The organism is Alteromonas sp. KS69, from assembly GCF_003989595.1.
GTDB lineage: Bacteria > Pseudomonadota > Gammaproteobacteria > Enterobacterales > Alteromonadaceae > Alteromonas > Alteromonas naphthalenivorans.
Genome location: NZ_PYHU01000006.1, coordinates 78,258 through 93,538, shown reverse-complemented (window position 1 = coordinate 93,538; position 15,281 = coordinate 78,258). Strand labels below are relative to the sequence as shown.

General features: G+C 45.1%; 16 protein-coding genes. 10 read left to right on the top strand and 6 right to left on the bottom strand.

Annotated elements, in window-relative coordinates; genetic code table 11:
* Nucleotides 1-70: 70 nt before the first annotated feature.
* The 3 genes from bioH (at nucleotide 71) to C7Y69_RS06145 (ending at nucleotide 2,527) form a co-directional block, all read left to right on the top strand.
* Entirely contained in the window at nucleotides 71-892 is an 822-nt protein-coding gene (bioH, locus tag C7Y69_RS06155; RefSeq protein ID WP_013786716.1) for a pimeloyl-ACP methyl ester esterase BioH, read from the top strand.
* Between the two features lie 199 nt (nucleotides 893-1,091).
* The gene (locus C7Y69_RS06150) at nucleotides 1,092-1,424 is read left to right on the top strand and encodes a hypothetical protein (protein ID WP_013786715.1); all 333 of its coding nucleotides are present in this window, start codon (nucleotides 1,092-1,094) and stop codon (nucleotides 1,422-1,424) included.
* Nucleotides 1,425-1,441: 17 nt separating this feature from the next.
* A complete protein-coding gene (locus C7Y69_RS06145; RefSeq protein WP_126872125.1) occupies nucleotides 1,442-2,527 on the top strand; it encodes a putative metalloprotease CJM1_0395 family protein in 1,086 nt (361 codons plus the stop codon).
* 187 nt (nucleotides 2,528-2,714) lie between these two features.
* Here the strand turns inward: C7Y69_RS06145 and C7Y69_RS06140 are convergent, their stop codons facing one another.
* Nucleotides 2,715-5,087, bottom strand: a complete 2,373-nt coding sequence (locus tag C7Y69_RS06140; protein ID WP_126872124.1) for a Tex family protein — start codon at nucleotides 5,085-5,087, stop codon at nucleotides 2,715-2,717.
* A gap of 162 nt (nucleotides 5,088-5,249) precedes the next feature.
* Complete coding sequence (greB, locus tag C7Y69_RS06135; RefSeq protein WP_126872123.1) at nucleotides 5,250-5,735, bottom strand: transcription elongation factor GreB; 486 nt, start codon at nucleotides 5,733-5,735, stop codon at nucleotides 5,250-5,252.
* Nucleotides 5,736-5,909: 174 nt separating this feature from the next.
* Here greB and C7Y69_RS06130 point away from each other — a divergent pair, with 174 nt between their 5' ends.
* Nucleotides 5,910-6,197: a hypothetical protein gene (locus tag C7Y69_RS06130; RefSeq protein ID WP_013786697.1), complete on the top strand. Its 288-nt coding sequence runs from the start codon at nucleotides 5,910-5,912 to the stop codon at nucleotides 6,195-6,197.
* Nucleotides 6,198-6,450: 253 nt separating this feature from the next.
* Here C7Y69_RS06130 and fkpA read toward each other — a convergent pair whose 3' ends face one another.
* Nucleotides 6,451-7,227, bottom strand: a complete 777-nt coding sequence (gene fkpA, locus C7Y69_RS06125; RefSeq protein ID WP_013786696.1) for an FKBP-type peptidyl-prolyl cis-trans isomerase — start codon at nucleotides 7,225-7,227, stop codon at nucleotides 6,451-6,453.
* A 196-nt stretch (nucleotides 7,228-7,423) separates the two neighbouring features.
* On the opposite strand from fkpA, the gene C7Y69_RS06120 reads away from it, so the two are divergent.
* Together C7Y69_RS06120 and C7Y69_RS06115 are read left to right on the top strand one after the other, a co-directional pair.
* Entirely contained in the window at nucleotides 7,424-8,356 is a 933-nt protein-coding gene (locus tag C7Y69_RS06120) for a WD40 repeat domain-containing protein (protein ID WP_126872146.1), read from the top strand.
* Between the two features lie 8 nt (nucleotides 8,357-8,364).
* Nucleotides 8,365-8,625, top strand: a complete 261-nt coding sequence (locus tag C7Y69_RS06115; protein ID WP_013786694.1) for a SlyX family protein — start codon at nucleotides 8,365-8,367, stop codon at nucleotides 8,623-8,625.
* A gap of 98 nt (nucleotides 8,626-8,723) precedes the next feature.
* On the opposite strand, the gene C7Y69_RS06110 is transcribed toward C7Y69_RS06115, so the two are convergent.
* Nucleotides 8,724-9,869, bottom strand: a complete 1,146-nt coding sequence (locus C7Y69_RS06110; RefSeq protein ID WP_126872122.1) for a DUF748 domain-containing protein — start codon at nucleotides 9,867-9,869, stop codon at nucleotides 8,724-8,726.
* A gap of 275 nt (nucleotides 9,870-10,144) precedes the next feature.
* A complete protein-coding gene (locus C7Y69_RS06105) occupies nucleotides 10,145-10,351 on the bottom strand; it encodes a YheV family putative zinc ribbon protein (protein WP_013786692.1) in 207 nt (68 codons plus the stop codon).
* 117 nt (nucleotides 10,352-10,468) lie between these two features.
* Here C7Y69_RS06105 and C7Y69_RS06100 point away from each other — a divergent pair, with 117 nt between their 5' ends.
* The 4 genes from C7Y69_RS06100 (at nucleotide 10,469) to C7Y69_RS06085 (ending at nucleotide 14,293) form a co-directional block, all read left to right on the top strand.
* Nucleotides 10,469-12,406, top strand: a complete 1,938-nt coding sequence (locus tag C7Y69_RS06100; RefSeq protein WP_126872121.1) for an ATP-binding cassette domain-containing protein — start codon at nucleotides 10,469-10,471, stop codon at nucleotides 12,404-12,406.
* Nucleotides 12,393-12,920: a TIGR02444 family protein gene (locus tag C7Y69_RS06095; RefSeq protein ID WP_126872120.1), complete on the top strand. Its 528-nt coding sequence runs from the start codon at nucleotides 12,393-12,395 to the stop codon at nucleotides 12,918-12,920. The genes C7Y69_RS06100 and C7Y69_RS06095 overlap by 14 nt, the downstream gene beginning before the upstream one ends.
* A gap of 19 nt (nucleotides 12,921-12,939) precedes the next feature.
* Nucleotides 12,940-13,968, top strand: a complete 1,029-nt coding sequence (locus C7Y69_RS06090; RefSeq protein ID WP_126872119.1) for a hydrolase — start codon at nucleotides 12,940-12,942, stop codon at nucleotides 13,966-13,968.
* An 82-nt stretch (nucleotides 13,969-14,050) separates the two neighbouring features.
* Nucleotides 14,051-14,293, top strand: coding sequence for a YheU family protein (locus C7Y69_RS06085; RefSeq protein WP_013786688.1), 243 nt, complete (start codon nucleotides 14,051-14,053; stop codon nucleotides 14,291-14,293).
* A gap of 109 nt (nucleotides 14,294-14,402) precedes the next feature.
* On the opposite strand, the gene C7Y69_RS06080 is transcribed toward C7Y69_RS06085, so the two are convergent.
* Complete coding sequence (locus C7Y69_RS06080) at nucleotides 14,403-14,954, bottom strand: outer membrane beta-barrel protein (protein WP_126872118.1); 552 nt, start codon at nucleotides 14,952-14,954, stop codon at nucleotides 14,403-14,405.
* Nucleotides 14,955-15,281: the final 327 nt, after the last annotated feature.

Sequence of the window (15,281 nt, the reverse complement as noted above, 5' to 3'; positions counted from 1 at the left end):
ATGGGTAATCATGCATACATGGCAGCCTATTAGGTTTGCTTCTTCATGCAACAGCCAAAGGATGTATACAGTGAAAGATTTGCATACAAACACACCGCTTGTCACCCGAACTCAAGGTACAGGAAACGATCTGGTTTTCCTTCACGGTTGGGGTATGAATAGTGGCGCTTTTACCTCGTTTATCCCCTATTTAACGAATAGTTTTCGAGTCACCACTATCGATCTTCCCGGTTTCGGCGAAAACGCTCAGCACGTGCCTTCCCCTTATGACGCTGAGTCTTTAGCACAAATGATAGCGCCATATATCCCACCAGAAAGTATTGTTGTAGGGTGGTCTTTAGGTGGTTTGGTGGCGCAACGATTAGCCCTAATTGGTAAAGATTTTAAGGGTTTAGCGCTTAAAGGTTTAGTTACGATAGCCTCTACACCTCGATTCATCGCTGGCCCTTGCTGGCCTGGTATTGCAGGTGATTTACTGGCCATGTTCGAAAGTCAGTTAGAGAGTAACTACAATAGAACGCTAGAGCGCTTTTTGGCTATTCAAGCGATGGGAAGCGATACGGCCCGCCAAGATATCAAAGCCATTCGCGGGCATATCAGTGAATACCCAGAACCTGACCAGCACGCACTGAAACAAGGCTTGAGAATTCTTTCTACAGAAGATTTACGCCAAGACATTGGCCGTATAACGGTGCCAACTCTTCGTCTATATGGTCGCTTAGATAGTCTAGTGCCTACCAGTGGCATAGATCGTATTTGCGAGTTGCACCCTCAAGCCGATACGGTGGTGTTACCCCACGCAGCGCATGCGCCGTTTATTTCTCACCCTCAACAAAGCGCCGATATTCTGTTTAGCTTTGCATCAAGCGTATATCAACAAAAAGCATCGTGACCCGATGCTTTCAACATTGTGTTTAGGTGTTGTATAGCGGCTGCAAGTATATACGCCTTAATGTCGAGCCAGTGAAAGACTAGGCGAGAGGGAAGAATATTGCTCGTTTTCACAGCCAGTTAAGTCTTATGAGCGGTACAGACCTTTTCATTTAGTGCAATTTGGTTAATAATTGCACATGAGAGTGTAGAGGTAGTGTATGTCTGGTATATCAGGTGTAAATAGTAACAATATAAATTCCGCGATTTTGTCCGGACAATTTGGTTTGCAGAATGCCAATAATGGTATTACGCAGGCTGCGTCTAATATTGCCCAGCAAACCACGAACGCAGAGCGAGATCCGCAAGCAGTTTTAGCCAATCCTGTCACCCAAAGCTTACAGAATGTACGCAATATACTTCCCTCTTCCCAAGATGATGTCACCACTAATCTGTTGTCATTGAAAATCAACAGTATCAATGCTCAGGCTTCCGCCAAGGTGCTTGATGTGGCAAATGACACCATAGGCACCATAATCGATACGTTAGCGTAGTAGTGTAGGAGTGTAATGTGAACATTGTTACCCCTATCCTCACGGCCATAGCGTACCCTACTGCAAACGTTAATACTGAGTCTGCAAGAAGAGACAATGCATTACGTGAAACTATCCCTCAGTCGGGAGATGCAGAGAAAGGGGCATCGCAAAAAGGCCTAGGTTCGGACAGTGACAAAGCTCGAAATCCGGGACAAACGCCTGCGCCTGTTACCTACGATCGCCCCCAAGTCCAAACTGAACTGCAAAGCGCGTTTGAAAGCGTGTTTGGCGAACAAAAAGACAATGGCTCTGATGAAAGCGCGGGTAAACAAAATGCCCACGATCAACAGGAATCAAGCCAACGGGAATCAAGCCAACAGCAAGCCTCACAGTCTGAACAGCAAACAGAAGAACAGCAAGAGATAAGTAATTTAGAGGCACGTGATCAAGAGGTCCGTACTCACGAACAGGCGCATGCCGCTGCGGGTGGACAATACGCTGGGTCGCCGCAATACGAATATACCACTGGGCCAGATAACAAGCGTTATGTTACCGATGGTGAAGTGTCTATTGATATTTCTGAACTAAATAGCCCTGAAGAAACCCTTCGTAAAATGCAGCAAGTACGTGCTGCTGCACTCGCCCCAGCTGAGCCTTCGGCACAAGATTTAAAAGTGGCAGCAGAAGCTACCCAAAAATCGTTTGAAGCTCGCAGCGAAATCGCTGAAGACAACGCTACAACATCATCGGTATCGCCTAGCGCATCAGATATCACGCCCCCTGATATTGATGAAATTACCGATAATGCGGGTGTTGAACGCCCTACAAGGGCATTAGACGAAGCTGTTTTACAAGCGCAAACGGTTGAGCAAGATGCTGTAAGCCAAGGATCACCAAGCGCCGCGAGCCAAGGAGCACAAAGTACTAGTGAAGCTTCAAATGAGATTGGTGGTGGTTTTGATACGCGCTCATTAGCATTTGGTGACCAAGCCTTACAAGATGAAGCCAATAGCGGCAGTGACCAAGAAAGCCAAGCCAATTCAGCCCGTATTGGCCGCATCCAAAATTTCTACACGCAAGCCTATACACCAGTACGTGAAGGTTTTTCCGCTAGCGCCTAGGGTTTGGTGCCTATCACTTAATACTTATAGCGCTTATTTAGCCCCGCTTACCGCCCACGACCAACAACATGTATTCTTAACAGCACCACTCTCATAAATACAAACTTCCATTGGATAGATACAAAAAAGCCAGCATGTATGCTGGCTTTAAAATTATAATCGCGCGAGTAAACAATGGCGTTAGGCGTTATTTCTTTGCTTTAGCGAACGCATCGGCAAAGGCATTACCCATAGCACTGTTTTGCTGCTGGCTTTGTCCGCCACCACGCTTGTGGGGCTTATCTGCGCGAGGATTACCACGCTGAGACCCATTAGTTCGTGGATTCCCATTAGACTTTGCGTTAGCAGCGCCATTGCTGTTATTGCTTTTGTCTGCTTGATTCGACGAGGTTGGGGTATCTTCTAAACGCATAGTAAACGATATACGCTTACGTGGTACGTCTACCTCAAGCACCTTAACTTTAACGATGTCTCCTGCTTTCACTACATCCCGTGGATCTGAAATGAACTTGTTGGTTAGCGCTGAAATATGCACTAAACCATCTTGGTGTACACCAACATCCACGAATGCGCCAAAGTTAGCAACGTTGCTCACCACGCCTTCTAAAATCATACCCGGGGTAAGATCTTTAATGGTCTCTACCCCTTCTTTAAAGGTGGCAGTTTTAAACTCAGGGCGAGGATCGCGGCCTGGCTTATCAAGCTCACTTAAAATATCTTTTACCGTGGGTAAGCCGAAAGCATCACTGGTAAAGGTATCAGGCGATAAGGTTTTTAGTAGCTCTGTGTTACCGATAAGATCGTTAACCGCTACTGCGGCCGTATCCACAATTTTATCAACCACAGGGTAAGCTTCGGGGTGAACCGCAGACGCATCTAGCGGGTTACTTCCATTTACAATACGTAAGAATCCAGCGGCTTGTTCGAAGGCTTTTGGCCCCAAACGCTCGACTTTCATTAGTGCTTTTCTATTGTCGAAGGCGCCATTAGTATCTCTAAAATGCACAATGTTATTTGCCAGCGTCTTGTTTAACCCAGACACATAACTAAGTAGCGCGGGTGAGGCCGTATTTAAATCTACACCCACAGCATTTACACAGTCTTCAATAACGCGGTCGAGAGATTTACCTAACTGGCTTTGGCTAACGTCATGCTGATATTGGCCTACACCAATGGCTTTAGGTTCAATTTTTACAAGCTCGGCTAGCGGGTCTTGCAAACGACGAGCAATTGAAACTGCACCACGTATAGACACGTCCAAATCAGGTAGCTCGTTTGAGGCTAATTCAGAGGCTGAATAAACCGAGGCGCCGGCTTCGCTTACCACGATTTTTTGTGCACCTAGCTCTGGGTTATTTTTAAGCATTTCCCCGACAAGCTTATCGGTTTCGCGGGAGCCTGTACCATTACCTATACTAATAAGCTCAACTTTATGTTGCTTACATATAGTGGTGAGGGTACGCAGTGACTTGTCCCACTGATTCTGAGGCGCATGGGGGAAGATGGTATTTTTAGCGACAACTTTACCTGTTTTATCAACGATGGCGACTTTCACTCCCGTACGCAGACCAGGATCAAGACCCATGGTGGTCTTAGCGCCAGCAGGAGCGGCCATTAGCAAATCGTTAAGGTTCTTAGCAAACACCTCAATCGCTTCTTCTTCAGCGCGTTCACGAAGGCTACTGAATAACTCAGTTTCCATGTGTAAGGCGATTTTAATTTTCCACGCCCACTGCACTACTTGCGTTAAGAAATCATCGGCAGGACGTTGACGGTGCATAATATTGTAGTGGCTAGCAATAAGGTGTTCACAGTGAGAAGGCGCACTGGCATCATCTTGCTGCGGGTCGGCATCAAGTTGAATATTCAACATGCCTTCGTTACGACCACGAAACATAGCAAGGGCGCGATGTGAGGGTGCATTTTTGTATTTTTCGCTGTGTTCAAAATAGTCTTTGTACTTAACCGCTTCTTGCGCTTTACCGTTTGCTACTGTGCTTTTAATATGTGCGTTTTCAACAAGGTAGTTACGAATTTTACCAAGCAGTGCCGCATCTTCAGCAAACCGTTCCATTAAAATAAAGCGAGCGCCTTCAAGCGCGGCTTTAGTATCAGCCACGCCTTTTTCGGCATTAACATATTCAGCAGCTAATTCGTCGATAGATTGGTCAGGGTTAGCAAATAAGGTATCTGCTAAGCCTTCAAGGCCTGCTTCAATGGCTATTTGACCTTTGGTGCGTCTACGAGGCTTAAAGGGTAAGTATAAGTCTTCCAATGTGGTCTTACTGTCAGCGCCGGTTATATTGCGCTTCAACTCATCAGACAGTTTTCCTTGTTCATCAATAGATTTTAAGATGACTTGGCGTCTGTCTTCTAGTTCACGAAGGTAAGTAAGACGTTGCTGAAGCGTACGTAACTGAGTGTCGTCTAGCCCTTGAGTGGCTTCTTTACGGTAACGTGCAATAAACGGCACCGTTGAACCTTCATCAAGAAGCTTAACCGCAGCACTGACTTGGGAAGTTTGTACGGCAAGTTCTTCGGCAATTTTGTTAATAATCATAATACGCTCTAGGCAATAGCAAATAAGGATGTAGGGGCTAGCATTAGCCTTTTTACACCGCTTTCATTTTAGTTGGAATAACTGGCGGCAATTATACCACCGCGACGGGTCAGGAGAAGCCTGTTTGTATGGTCAGTATTCATGGAAAACGTTTTAACTTTATTACAGTTTATCGGTTGGATCGTACCAGATACGGTTTATCCACCATTCTTTTACATCTGTTTCAGTTTTTACCGTAACATCATCATCTTCTTCTTTCCCCACTAGGGCTCGAGCCATAGGAGAGTCGATAGAAATATAATCTCGACGGCCAAATATTTCATCGTAACCCACAAGGCGAAGTTCTAGCACCTGCCCTTGTTCGTTTTCGATTTCTACCCAAGCACCAAAATAAACTTTATTTTCCTGCTGGGGACTATAATCTACAACTTTTAGGTTTTCCAAACACTTACGTAAGTAACGTACGCGCCTGTCGATTTCACGTAATTTTTTCTTATTATATTGGTAATCTGCGTTTTCACTCCGATCACCTAAACTAGCAGCCCACGTTACCTTTCGGGTGGTCTCAGGCCGTTCTACCCGCCACAAGTGGTCAAGTTCCTGTTTTAACTTTAAATATCCTTTTCGTGTTATCAGTGGTGTTTTCACAATTATTTAGCTAAATTGAAATCTTATGGCTAGTGTATGTGGGTGAATTAATAGAACGCAATAAACAAATGCGTCGAAATCTCCCATTTAAACCACTTTGTGTAAATATTGAACATAAACCTTTAGGTTGTTGTCGCAGTATAAATAATAACCGGCTAATGAGCGGGAACTCGAATGGAAGATGATGCACGAAAGGTGGAAAAAAAGCTTGTAGACAGGCGCAGAGCTGTAACTAACAGTTCAATGGGCGGCACTATTGCAGGCTTCATGTTGTTTTTAACTGGCGCGTTATTGGTGCTATACGGCTTGCTTGATATTGTCGTACGTATGGACAGCCTAATAACCGCAGGGTATCTCGTGATTGGCTTATTGATGTATAAGGTTGGGCAATATCTGTTAAATCACTTTGCGGTATTTAAAGTGCAGCGTGAACGGCGTCGCGCGCCACCACGTCATACTTAAATAAGTTGTCGATAGGCCGCACAATAAGCGAGTTATCGAATGGCCAACTGTCTAATACACCTTGTGCGTAAGGTGTGCATTTGCTGTATCTGCAGTGATGTCTATGGTGCAGCCTTCACTTCTATCCGTTTTTCCCAGTACTACAGTCAGTTAACGCATTAAAAAAGCCGACACTTAAACAAGTATCGGCTTTTAATAGCAACGGCAAACGCAATTGCGTAGCCGCTACTCGGCGTTAAAGCGCGGCGTGATATTACTCAGCAGCTTCTTCTTCAACGATTTCTAGCAATTCAACGTCGAAAATTAGCGTTGAGTTAGGTGTAATTGAACCGGTAGCACGTTCGCCATAGGCTAAGTCAGAAGGGATATGGAAGCGGTACTTCGCGCCTTCTTTCATAAGTTGCACGCCTTCAGTCCAACCAGGAATAACTTGGTTAAGTGGGAATTGAGCTGGCTCACCACGCTTGTATGAGGAATCGAATTCAGTACCGTCTAGTAATGTGCCACGGTAGTGAACTTTAACGATGTCTTCAGCCGCTGGGCTTGCGCCTTCACCTTCTTCTAACACTTCATACTGAAGGCCAGTCTCGGTGGTGGTTACGCCATCTTTTTTAGCGTTCTCTTCTAAATACGCCGCGCCGGCTTCAATATTGTCTTGTGCGGCCTTTTGCGCCATTTCTTGTTGCTTAGCACGAAGTACTTCTTCGCCTTGCTGAGCAATTTGCTGAATTTCTTGTGGGGTAAATTTCAATGTATCGTTAAGGCCATCTTCAAAGCCTTCTTTCAACGCCGCTTCATCTAGCGGAAAGCCCAGTTGCTCTTGCTGTTGTGCGCGGTTGCTCACGAACAAGCCCATACTTGCACCCATAGCGTACGCTTGTTTTTGTACGTCTGTCATTGATTCTGTCGAAACATCGGCGGTTTCAGCGATGTCAGTGCCGGTAGTAGCGGCCTCATCAGAGGTATTTGGCTGACAGGCAAAAAGGCCTAGGGCAGCAATAGTAGATAAGGCAACAAGCGACTTCTGCATAAAACGTCTCCATAAATTTTTATCATCATGCGTCTATGTTTAAACTGCTGCATCCAGGGCAGTCTGCACGATAGTGAAAGATGCGTGATCCATGCTATGTTAAACCTAGCATTCACAAAGCGAAACCTATTTGATTATGTTTAGGGCTCAAATGTTCCCCAGATTATTGTTACTCACCTTATTAATAAGTGGATCTATAGGATGTACCTTCCCTGAGACCACGCCAATTAAACAATGGCGGCACGTTGAAGAAGGGGCCTATGCAGCTGATATATCGCCGGATGGCACTATCTCCGTTGTATCAGGTATCAATAATGGCATCAATGTATGGCAAATAGGCGAAGACACCCCTTTATATCAATGGAGCCATCAAGGGGAAGGCAATAATTTAGTCGTTTCGTTACATATATCAGCCGACAATACTCATGTTGTCACTGCCGACAGAGAAGCGTTTGCGCTGTGGAGCATTGAAACCGGCGACCCAATTGGCTTTTGGCGTATTGACGAAGCGTCTATTCGAGATGTCGCCATCTCGAATAACGGTAATGGCATCTTAGTGGCTCGTTCGAATGGTAAGGTCATGTTTTTTGAGCCTAAAACGCAGCGCAGACTAGAGTTTTTAGGGCATCAAGAAAAAGTGAACTCTATTGATATTTCCCCGAATGGCAAGTTTGCGCTCACTGGTGGCAACGACTATATCGCGTATTTATGGAGCACAGATACAGGGCAAATAATTCATACCTTCACGCACCCTTCTCGGGTAACCAAAGTGGCGTTAGACGACAAAGGCCGTTTTGCCTTTACTGCCGATAGCCAAAGCAAATCACAAGTGTGGAACGTGCAAACTGGCGAGGCCATTAGTGGGCTGAGTTTTATTGCGAGACAAAAAATCTTCACTGATGCTGTATTTTCTGATGATGGTAAGTATTTGCTAACAGGCTCACCATCACGCCAAGTGTATTTATGGGATTTGAATAGTGGAAAGGAAGTTGACGCTTGGCAGGTTGCATCACGAGACACTGTTTCACCGCCAACTGCAGTTGTTTATGGCGTTGGCTTTATGTCCGATGGTAATATTGTGACAGAAAGTAGCAGTGGTCTTGCCGAAGTATGGCAGCGCAGTAAATAGAGTAGATTATGACAGATAAAAATAGCGGTACTGACAGTGTCGCATTTCGGGTAGAACTCGATAGTACGAACAACAGTATTGAAGAGCTCCAAACGAAAATAGCGTTTCAAGAGCATACTATTGAAGCTTTAAACGAAGCGCTGTCTTCGCAGCAGCAACAACTAGATGAGCTTACCTATAAGTTACGCCACGTTATCGACAAGGTTAAGTCAATTGAGCCTTCGAACATGGCCAAAGACTCAGAAGAAACACCGCCTCCCCATTATTAATAACCCGAACCCTAATATTAGCTTTCGAAACATTAGCGAGTCTTGATGTAACGAAAAGGCTTGTTGTATTAGGGCGCAGAGCGCTAGGGCATAGAAAGCTAGCGCGTATCAGGTGACGTGCTTTGACTGTCTGATTCAGTGGTGTTGGTTGAATCAGGCAATGCGGGTTCAGATAAGGTTTCCAGCTCTACCGACTCTTCAATGTCGCCGCTGATTGCTTTGATAAAAGCGTTTTTGATAATGGCGCCCAGCGCACTAAATACATCGGTATCTGGGCTACTCAAATCCCCTTCAATCGGAATGCGAGTAGCGACTTGATCTTCACTTTGGTTCTCAAATATCTCAGTAATAAAAGCCGATAATAGCTCTACGGTACCTTCAAGAAATCCATCGCCATCTCGTTCAATATCGCCCTTCCATGAAAATACTTCCACATGGTGCAAAATGGGTTTTATGTAACCCTTTACTTTTCCATCATCGGCAGCGACTTCGGCAGCCAGCGTAAGTGAGCCAGCCTCTAGGTCGAATGGCGCGTAGGTATCCAGCAGGTTCTTAAAGTTAATTAGTGCCACATTGTCGGCTTGAAGATTGAGATCGAAAGTGGGATTTTGTGTGGCAGGGTTAAGCTTTGCTTTAAGGTTCAGTGTACCTTGCTGGGCAGTTTGTGCGCTCACTGTAGCGTTAGCCACCCGATTGTCAGATAACGCATCGCTATTCACTAGATTCGTGACTTCACCTTGGATATCGTGCAGCGAGATATCAATAACAGGCGAGGTTTCAGGGTTATAAAAACCAATTTTCCCATCTGAAACACTGAGTTTATCGATACTTAATGGGAATAGTTGATTTGCAATGTTGAGCCAATCTTCGTTTTTACCGGCTTGACTGTTATCACTGGTGGCACCATCGACAAAATTAATTTCAGGACGAGTAAGGTTTACAGTACCGCTTGCGGCCCCTTTGATAAGTTGGCTCCAGTTCAATGTGAACTCAACCTTATCGGCGCGAAACAAAGGCTTGTCTACTTGTCCGTTAGACTTGTACAACAACACATGCTCTAAACTATAAGCACCGCGCCATAGCATTAAATCTACGTCACCTACTCGGCCGCTGTATTCACCCGGCTGACTGAGTGTTTTATTGATATACCACTGAGCCGCATAAGGCATGCTCATACGAATGATAATGAGCAACCCAAGTACAATGGCGAGTGAAATAAATAAGTAACGATTTGCGGTTTTCATAAATACTCCTTTCAAAGAGTATTTCAAGATTTATGCCGCCCAAAGTCAGCCTAATGTAAATGTGGTGAGGTTGAATAACTCTTTTCTATCAGTGAGTTAATGTGATGGAAGATGGCGCTTTTTAACACTGCATAATGTAAAGATACGCCGAATGTGGGCGGGATCTTCACAGAATGCGTAATAGTTACTGCTTATGAGTAGTACACTGGCGCTAATGGTAATAGCGTGAACAGTGAAATCAGAAGTGACACAAACGTGATGGATGCAACCGCGAACTAGTGAGGTTTGAAAATGCCAATCACGTTTTCGTTTTCGCGGGTGGCGGCATTCACTTGTTCTTCGGTTTGCGCTTCATTGTAACCACAAGCCACGCACTCTAGCTTTTCTACGTTATTTTCGTAATATAGCGAGATAGTGTCTAACGCTTGGCATTTTGGGCAGGTAGCGCCTGCAACGAAGCGGCGTTTAATCGATTTTTGCATTGCAGCTCTCTTAACGTAATTTACTCAGTATTATACCGTGAAAAGCCATTTCCTGATCAGATTTTGATAGGAATTTGCTATTATACGCGACCTAAATTGTTCCCGCGAAGGTTATGAATGATAAAGCTTACCAACGTATCGCTAATGCGTGGCAGAAAAGTACTGCTAGAAAGTGCATCGGCGCAGGTATTTCCAGGCCATAAAGTCGCCCTTATAGGGAGCAATGGCTGTGGTAAATCGACCCTGTTTTCCTTACTGCGTAACGAAATGTCAGTAGATGCAGGCGACTGTGTAGTACCTGCTGATTGGCGTATAGTGAGTGTTGCACAAGAAACCCCTGCCACCGACAGACGTGCAATAGAGTACGTTATTGATGGTGATAGAAATCTTCGCCGTTTACAAGCACAGCTTCACCAAGCTGAGCAAGATGAAGACGGCGTATTGATTGGTAAAATTCATGGCCAACTAGAGCAAGCTGGCGCTTACGATGTAGAAGCAAGAGCCGCGACTATTCTATCAGGGCTGGGCTTTACCAACGTTCAGCTTACCGCACCGGTTACTGATTTCTCTGGTGGTTGGCGTATGCGTCTTAACTTGGCGCAAGCACTGCTATGCCCCTCTGACCTATTGTTGCTAGATGAGCCCACAAACCACTTAGATTTAGATGCCGTTATTTGGCTAGAAAAGTGGCTGCAGCGCTACGAAGGTACCTTGCTGCTCATTTCTCACGATAAAGCGTTCATTGATAACACGGTAGCGCAAATTATTAGTGTTGAGCAGCAACAGCTAATTACCTATACCGGTAACTATTCTGCCTTTGAAAGGCAGCGTGCCGAACGACTTCGTTTACAAAATATAGAGTTTGAAAAGCAGCAGCAAAAAGTGGCGCATTTAACCTCTTTTATTACCCGCTTTAAGGCCAAAGCGAGTAAAGCCAAGCAAGCGCAAAGCCGCATTAAGCAACTTGAAAAAATGGAAACGCTGTTGCCAGCTCATGCGGCTAGCCCATTCAGTTTTGAGTTCGTACCGCCTGCTGCACTGCCTAACCCCCTGGTGCAAATGGAGCACGTACAGTTAGGTTATGATGACCATATTGTATTGCAGCAAGTGAAGCTTAACTTGGTGCCAGGAAGCCGTATTGGTCTATTGGGGCGAAACGGCCAAGGTAAATCTACTCTTATCAAGTTGTTAGCTGGTGTACATGCCCCGAAACAAGGCGTTTTCGATACTGCTAAAGGCCTCAAGATTGGTTACTTTGCTCAGCATCAATTAGAAACTCTCGACCCTAACGCCACGCCTATTTTGCACTTACAGCGCATAGACGAAAAAGCTACCGAACAGCAATTGCGAGATTATTTAGGCGGTTTTGGCTTTAACGGCGATGAAGCGCTTTCAGCTGTTGCGCCTATGTCTGGTGGCGAAAAAGCGCGGTTAGTGTTAGCGCTTATTGTGTATCAAAAGCCAAACTTGTTATTGCTCGATGAGCCTACCAACCACCTTGATTTAGAAATGCGTCATGCGTTGAATATTGCGCTACAAGGCTTTGAGGGTGCCATGGTGTTGGTATCGCACGATAGATTTTTACTCTCATCGGTATGCGAAGACTTTTACTTAGTAGATAGCGGCGAAGTGGCGGCGTTCACTGGCGACTTAGACGACTACCGCGACTGGATTTTAAAGCAACAAGCCGCCGAAAAAGCCAAAGCGAACAGCGATGCGAAAGCGTTAAATGAAGACGCAAGCGCTGTTAGCGAGCGTAAAATCGATCGTAAAGAAGAAAAGCGCCGAGAAGCAGAGTTTAGAAAGCAAGTCGCACCACTGAAAAAAGCCTTAGAGAAGCACGAAAAGGCCATGGACAAATGTTCAGACGAGTTGAAAACCCTTGAAGCATCGTTATCAGATACAAGTTTGTATAACGATGATAAGAAAGCCGAGCTGATGCAACTGTTAGATAAACAGGCAAAGCTCACTCAGGAGCTTGAAGAAGAAGAGATGCAATGGCTCGATGCACAAGAGCAAATGGAGGCGCAGCGCGCAAGCTATGAAGCACAGTAATGCGATTGTAAATGCAGAAGATTTTTGGCAATACGCAGGTAGTCGCTATGGCAAAGGCGACGTAGCGCCACTTGCCATTTTGTTGCAAGACCGCCATGGTGTGAACGTAAACATACTATTGTTGATATGCTGGTGTATTGAACATGGCTTCATTATTAATTTGCCTCAGTTAAACGCGGTGATAAACGCCGTTGAAGCATCAGAGCACGCTCTTAAGCAACATCGACTTGAGCGAAAGCAAGCGAAGCCAGAAGACAAACAAGATGCAAACTACCCGCAGGCCTTAGCGAAATACAATCAGCTAAAAGATGACGAGCTGGAATTAGAAAAAGCGCAACAAGCTATTATTGTAGAAACGGTTAATAGCCTTGGTTTAGCGTCCTTGCCCTCAGGCGCCTCTAGTATGTCAGGTGTGTTCAATGCCTCTATCGCTGCACTTATTAATGGGTATAAGCTACGAGAAAAACAGGAAGCCCGTGAATTAATTAGCCAGTTACTTAAGCAATTGTCGTAGAAAAAAATAAGAAAACATCATGAGCAAAATCGCGTTATCGCATGGAAAGATTATAAAAAGCAGCTTTCGGGTACCAAGTTGGGCAAAGAACCGTCATGTTCAAACTATATGGCCACGCTTCATTCAAAAACGCTTACCGCTAAAATACAGCATGGAACGCCTAACATTGCCAGATGACGATTTTGTCGACGTTGCATGGGGGCCAAAGCCCGCAGAGCCTTCGGGCATTATTGTGATGTTCCATGGCCTTGAAGGCAGCATTCGTTCACATTACGCCAATGATATGATGGCCAATTTATCGGTAAATGGCTGGCAAGTGGTGATGATGCACTATCGTGGCTGTAGCGGTGTTCCGAACCTAAAGCCAAGAGGCTACCATTCTGGCGAGACTGGCGATCCGAGCTTTTTTCTTGATTGGCTAAACCAAAAATTCCCCCAACTCCCTAAAGTTGCTGTGGGCTTTTCGCTTGGTGGTAACATGCTGTTAAAGCTGCTTGGTGAGAACCCCGCGCAAAAGTGGCTGAATGCGGCTATTGCTATATCGTCACCGTTGAAGCTGTCTGAGTGTGCCAAATCAATTAACCACGGTTTCTCGCGGGTGTATCAGAAATACCTCTTAAACAGCATAAAAACCACGCTACGAAAGAAAATGTCGTTTATCGACTATCGTAAACTTATCCAATTAACGGGTGATGATGTTGATGGCATTTCCAGTTTTGCGCAATTTGATGAAAAAGTCACAGCGCCCTTGCATGGTTTCGAAGACGCGAACGACTATTACGAGAAGTGCAGTGCGTACCACTTCTTGAGCGCTATTCATTGCCCTACGCTTGTATTACACAGTATTGATGACCCCTTTATGAACCATTTAGTGGTGCCTAAAGAAGAAGAATTAGCACGCAATGTTACCCTTGAACTCAGTGAGCGTGGTGGCCATGTTGGCTTTATGCAAGGTTCGGTGTTTAGCCCTAAAGTGTGGCTTCATGAAAGGGTAAAAAGGTACGTTAGCGATGTACTGCCCATTAACCCCACCACGCCCTACGTGTAAGTTTCCTATCTTGTTTGCACGTTAGCTGGCTTTATCTCATGCTTAATCGTTAGCGTGAGCTCACTTTTTTCTGGAGGCAGAGATGATAATTCCAATCGACGCGGTTGATACCGAAACCCTACATAGTTTAGTGGAAGCATTTGTGCTGCGAGAAGGCACAGAATACGGCGCTGAAGACGTCACTATGGAAACCAAAGTGACACAGGTATTAGATGCGCTTAAAAGTGGTGAGGCCGTGCTAGTGTATTCAGAGCTTCACGAGAGCGTGGATATCAGACCAAAAGGCGATGTGACATCCCAAAGTGAGTCTGCTGAAGAAGAGTAGGTATACCTGCTGCTTAAAACAGAGCTTGTACGTAAATTGAAGAATAAAAAAAGCCGGGCGAGTGACCCGGCTACCTTTCATCAGGAGAGCATCCCAAAACGAGAAAGGTTTAGAAACTGTAGCGTGCAGTTACCTGCATGACGTCTAAGTCATCCATAAGCTTGTAGTTGGCACCCACGGCCCATTGAGGGGTGATGTAATAGTTCGCGCCTACTTTGAACGTGGCATCGCCATCTTCAACGTCGTAGTAGCCTACTTCGCCTAGAAGCTCAACCTGCTCAGTCACCATAGAACGAACGCCAGCATTCACACTGTAGCCCGTCTCATCATCGAAATCGCCATCGATACGCTCAAAGTTGGCGCCGAAATATGCATCGGTAGTGGCGTTAAGTGGCATTCTGTAACCAGCACCTAGGGTTAGCATATCGAAATCGAAGCTGCCTTCTTCAAAGTTGCTGTATTCACCGTTTAAGTAAATGTTGCTGTTTAATAGATATTTGCTGCTTAGTACGAAACCATCGGGTTCGAACGATTCGTTATCGTCAAAATCCATCTTGCTATAGCCGCCTTCTACATAACGCCAGTCTGGAGACTCGGCTAACGTTGCAAAAGAGGCTGCGGTAGCGGTAAGTGCTGTAAGTAAAGTGATTGCTTTGCGCATTTGAAAAAACTCCTATTTATCGCAGAAAGAAAAAATACCTGCGCTTCAAATTTTGCGAACCTGTGCATCGTGATGTGCAAACAAGTATCGCGAATTCCATCGTTAAATCTGAAGTTAGTTTTGCAAAGGGTTTGCCAATCACGATATGAACTGATGGTTAAATAGACGATTTTTCTTTAACATACAGAAAGATAGCGGTTTTTACCTAAAGCTGCTTTTTATCTCCGGAATAGATTTATCAAATAGTGTTGATTATCTGAACAACAAAATCTGCTAAATGTGTATCTAAAAAACAACACTATATCCTTTCGTCTAATGACTGGTACG

Coding starts and splice junctions, on each gene's coding strand:
- C7Y69_RS06110 (WP_126872122.1), bottom strand. CDS start 9,869: ATGAAAACCGCAAATCGTTACTTATTTATTTCACTCGCCATTGTACTT.
- C7Y69_RS06130 (WP_013786697.1), top strand. CDS start 5,910: ATGGAAGATGATGCACGAAAGGTGGAAAAAAAGCTTGTAGACAGGCGC.
- fkpA (WP_013786696.1), bottom strand. CDS start 7,227: ATGCAGAAGTCGCTTGTTGCCTTATCTACTATTGCTGCCCTAGGCCTT.
- C7Y69_RS06140 (WP_126872124.1), bottom strand. CDS start 5,087: ATGATTATTAACAAAATTGCCGAAGAACTTGCCGTACAAACTTCCCAA.
- C7Y69_RS06090 (WP_126872119.1), top strand. CDS start 12,940: ATGAGCAAAATCGCGTTATCGCATGGAAAGATTATAAAAAGCAGCTTT.
- C7Y69_RS06080 (WP_126872118.1), bottom strand. CDS start 14,954: ATGCGCAAAGCAATCACTTTACTTACAGCACTTACCGCTACCGCAGCC.
- C7Y69_RS06105 (WP_013786692.1), bottom strand. CDS start 10,351: ATGCAAAAATCGATTAAACGCCGCTTCGTTGCAGGCGCTACCTGCCCA.
- C7Y69_RS06115 (WP_013786694.1), top strand. CDS start 8,365: ATGACAGATAAAAATAGCGGTACTGACAGTGTCGCATTTCGGGTAGAA.
- C7Y69_RS06085 (WP_013786688.1), top strand. CDS start 14,051: ATGATAATTCCAATCGACGCGGTTGATACCGAAACCCTACATAGTTTA.
- C7Y69_RS06100 (WP_126872121.1), top strand. CDS start 10,469: ATGATAAAGCTTACCAACGTATCGCTAATGCGTGGCAGAAAAGTACTG.
- C7Y69_RS06095 (WP_126872120.1), top strand. CDS start 12,393: ATGAAGCACAGTAATGCGATTGTAAATGCAGAAGATTTTTGGCAATAC.
- C7Y69_RS06150 (WP_013786715.1), top strand. CDS start 1,092: ATGTCTGGTATATCAGGTGTAAATAGTAACAATATAAATTCCGCGATT.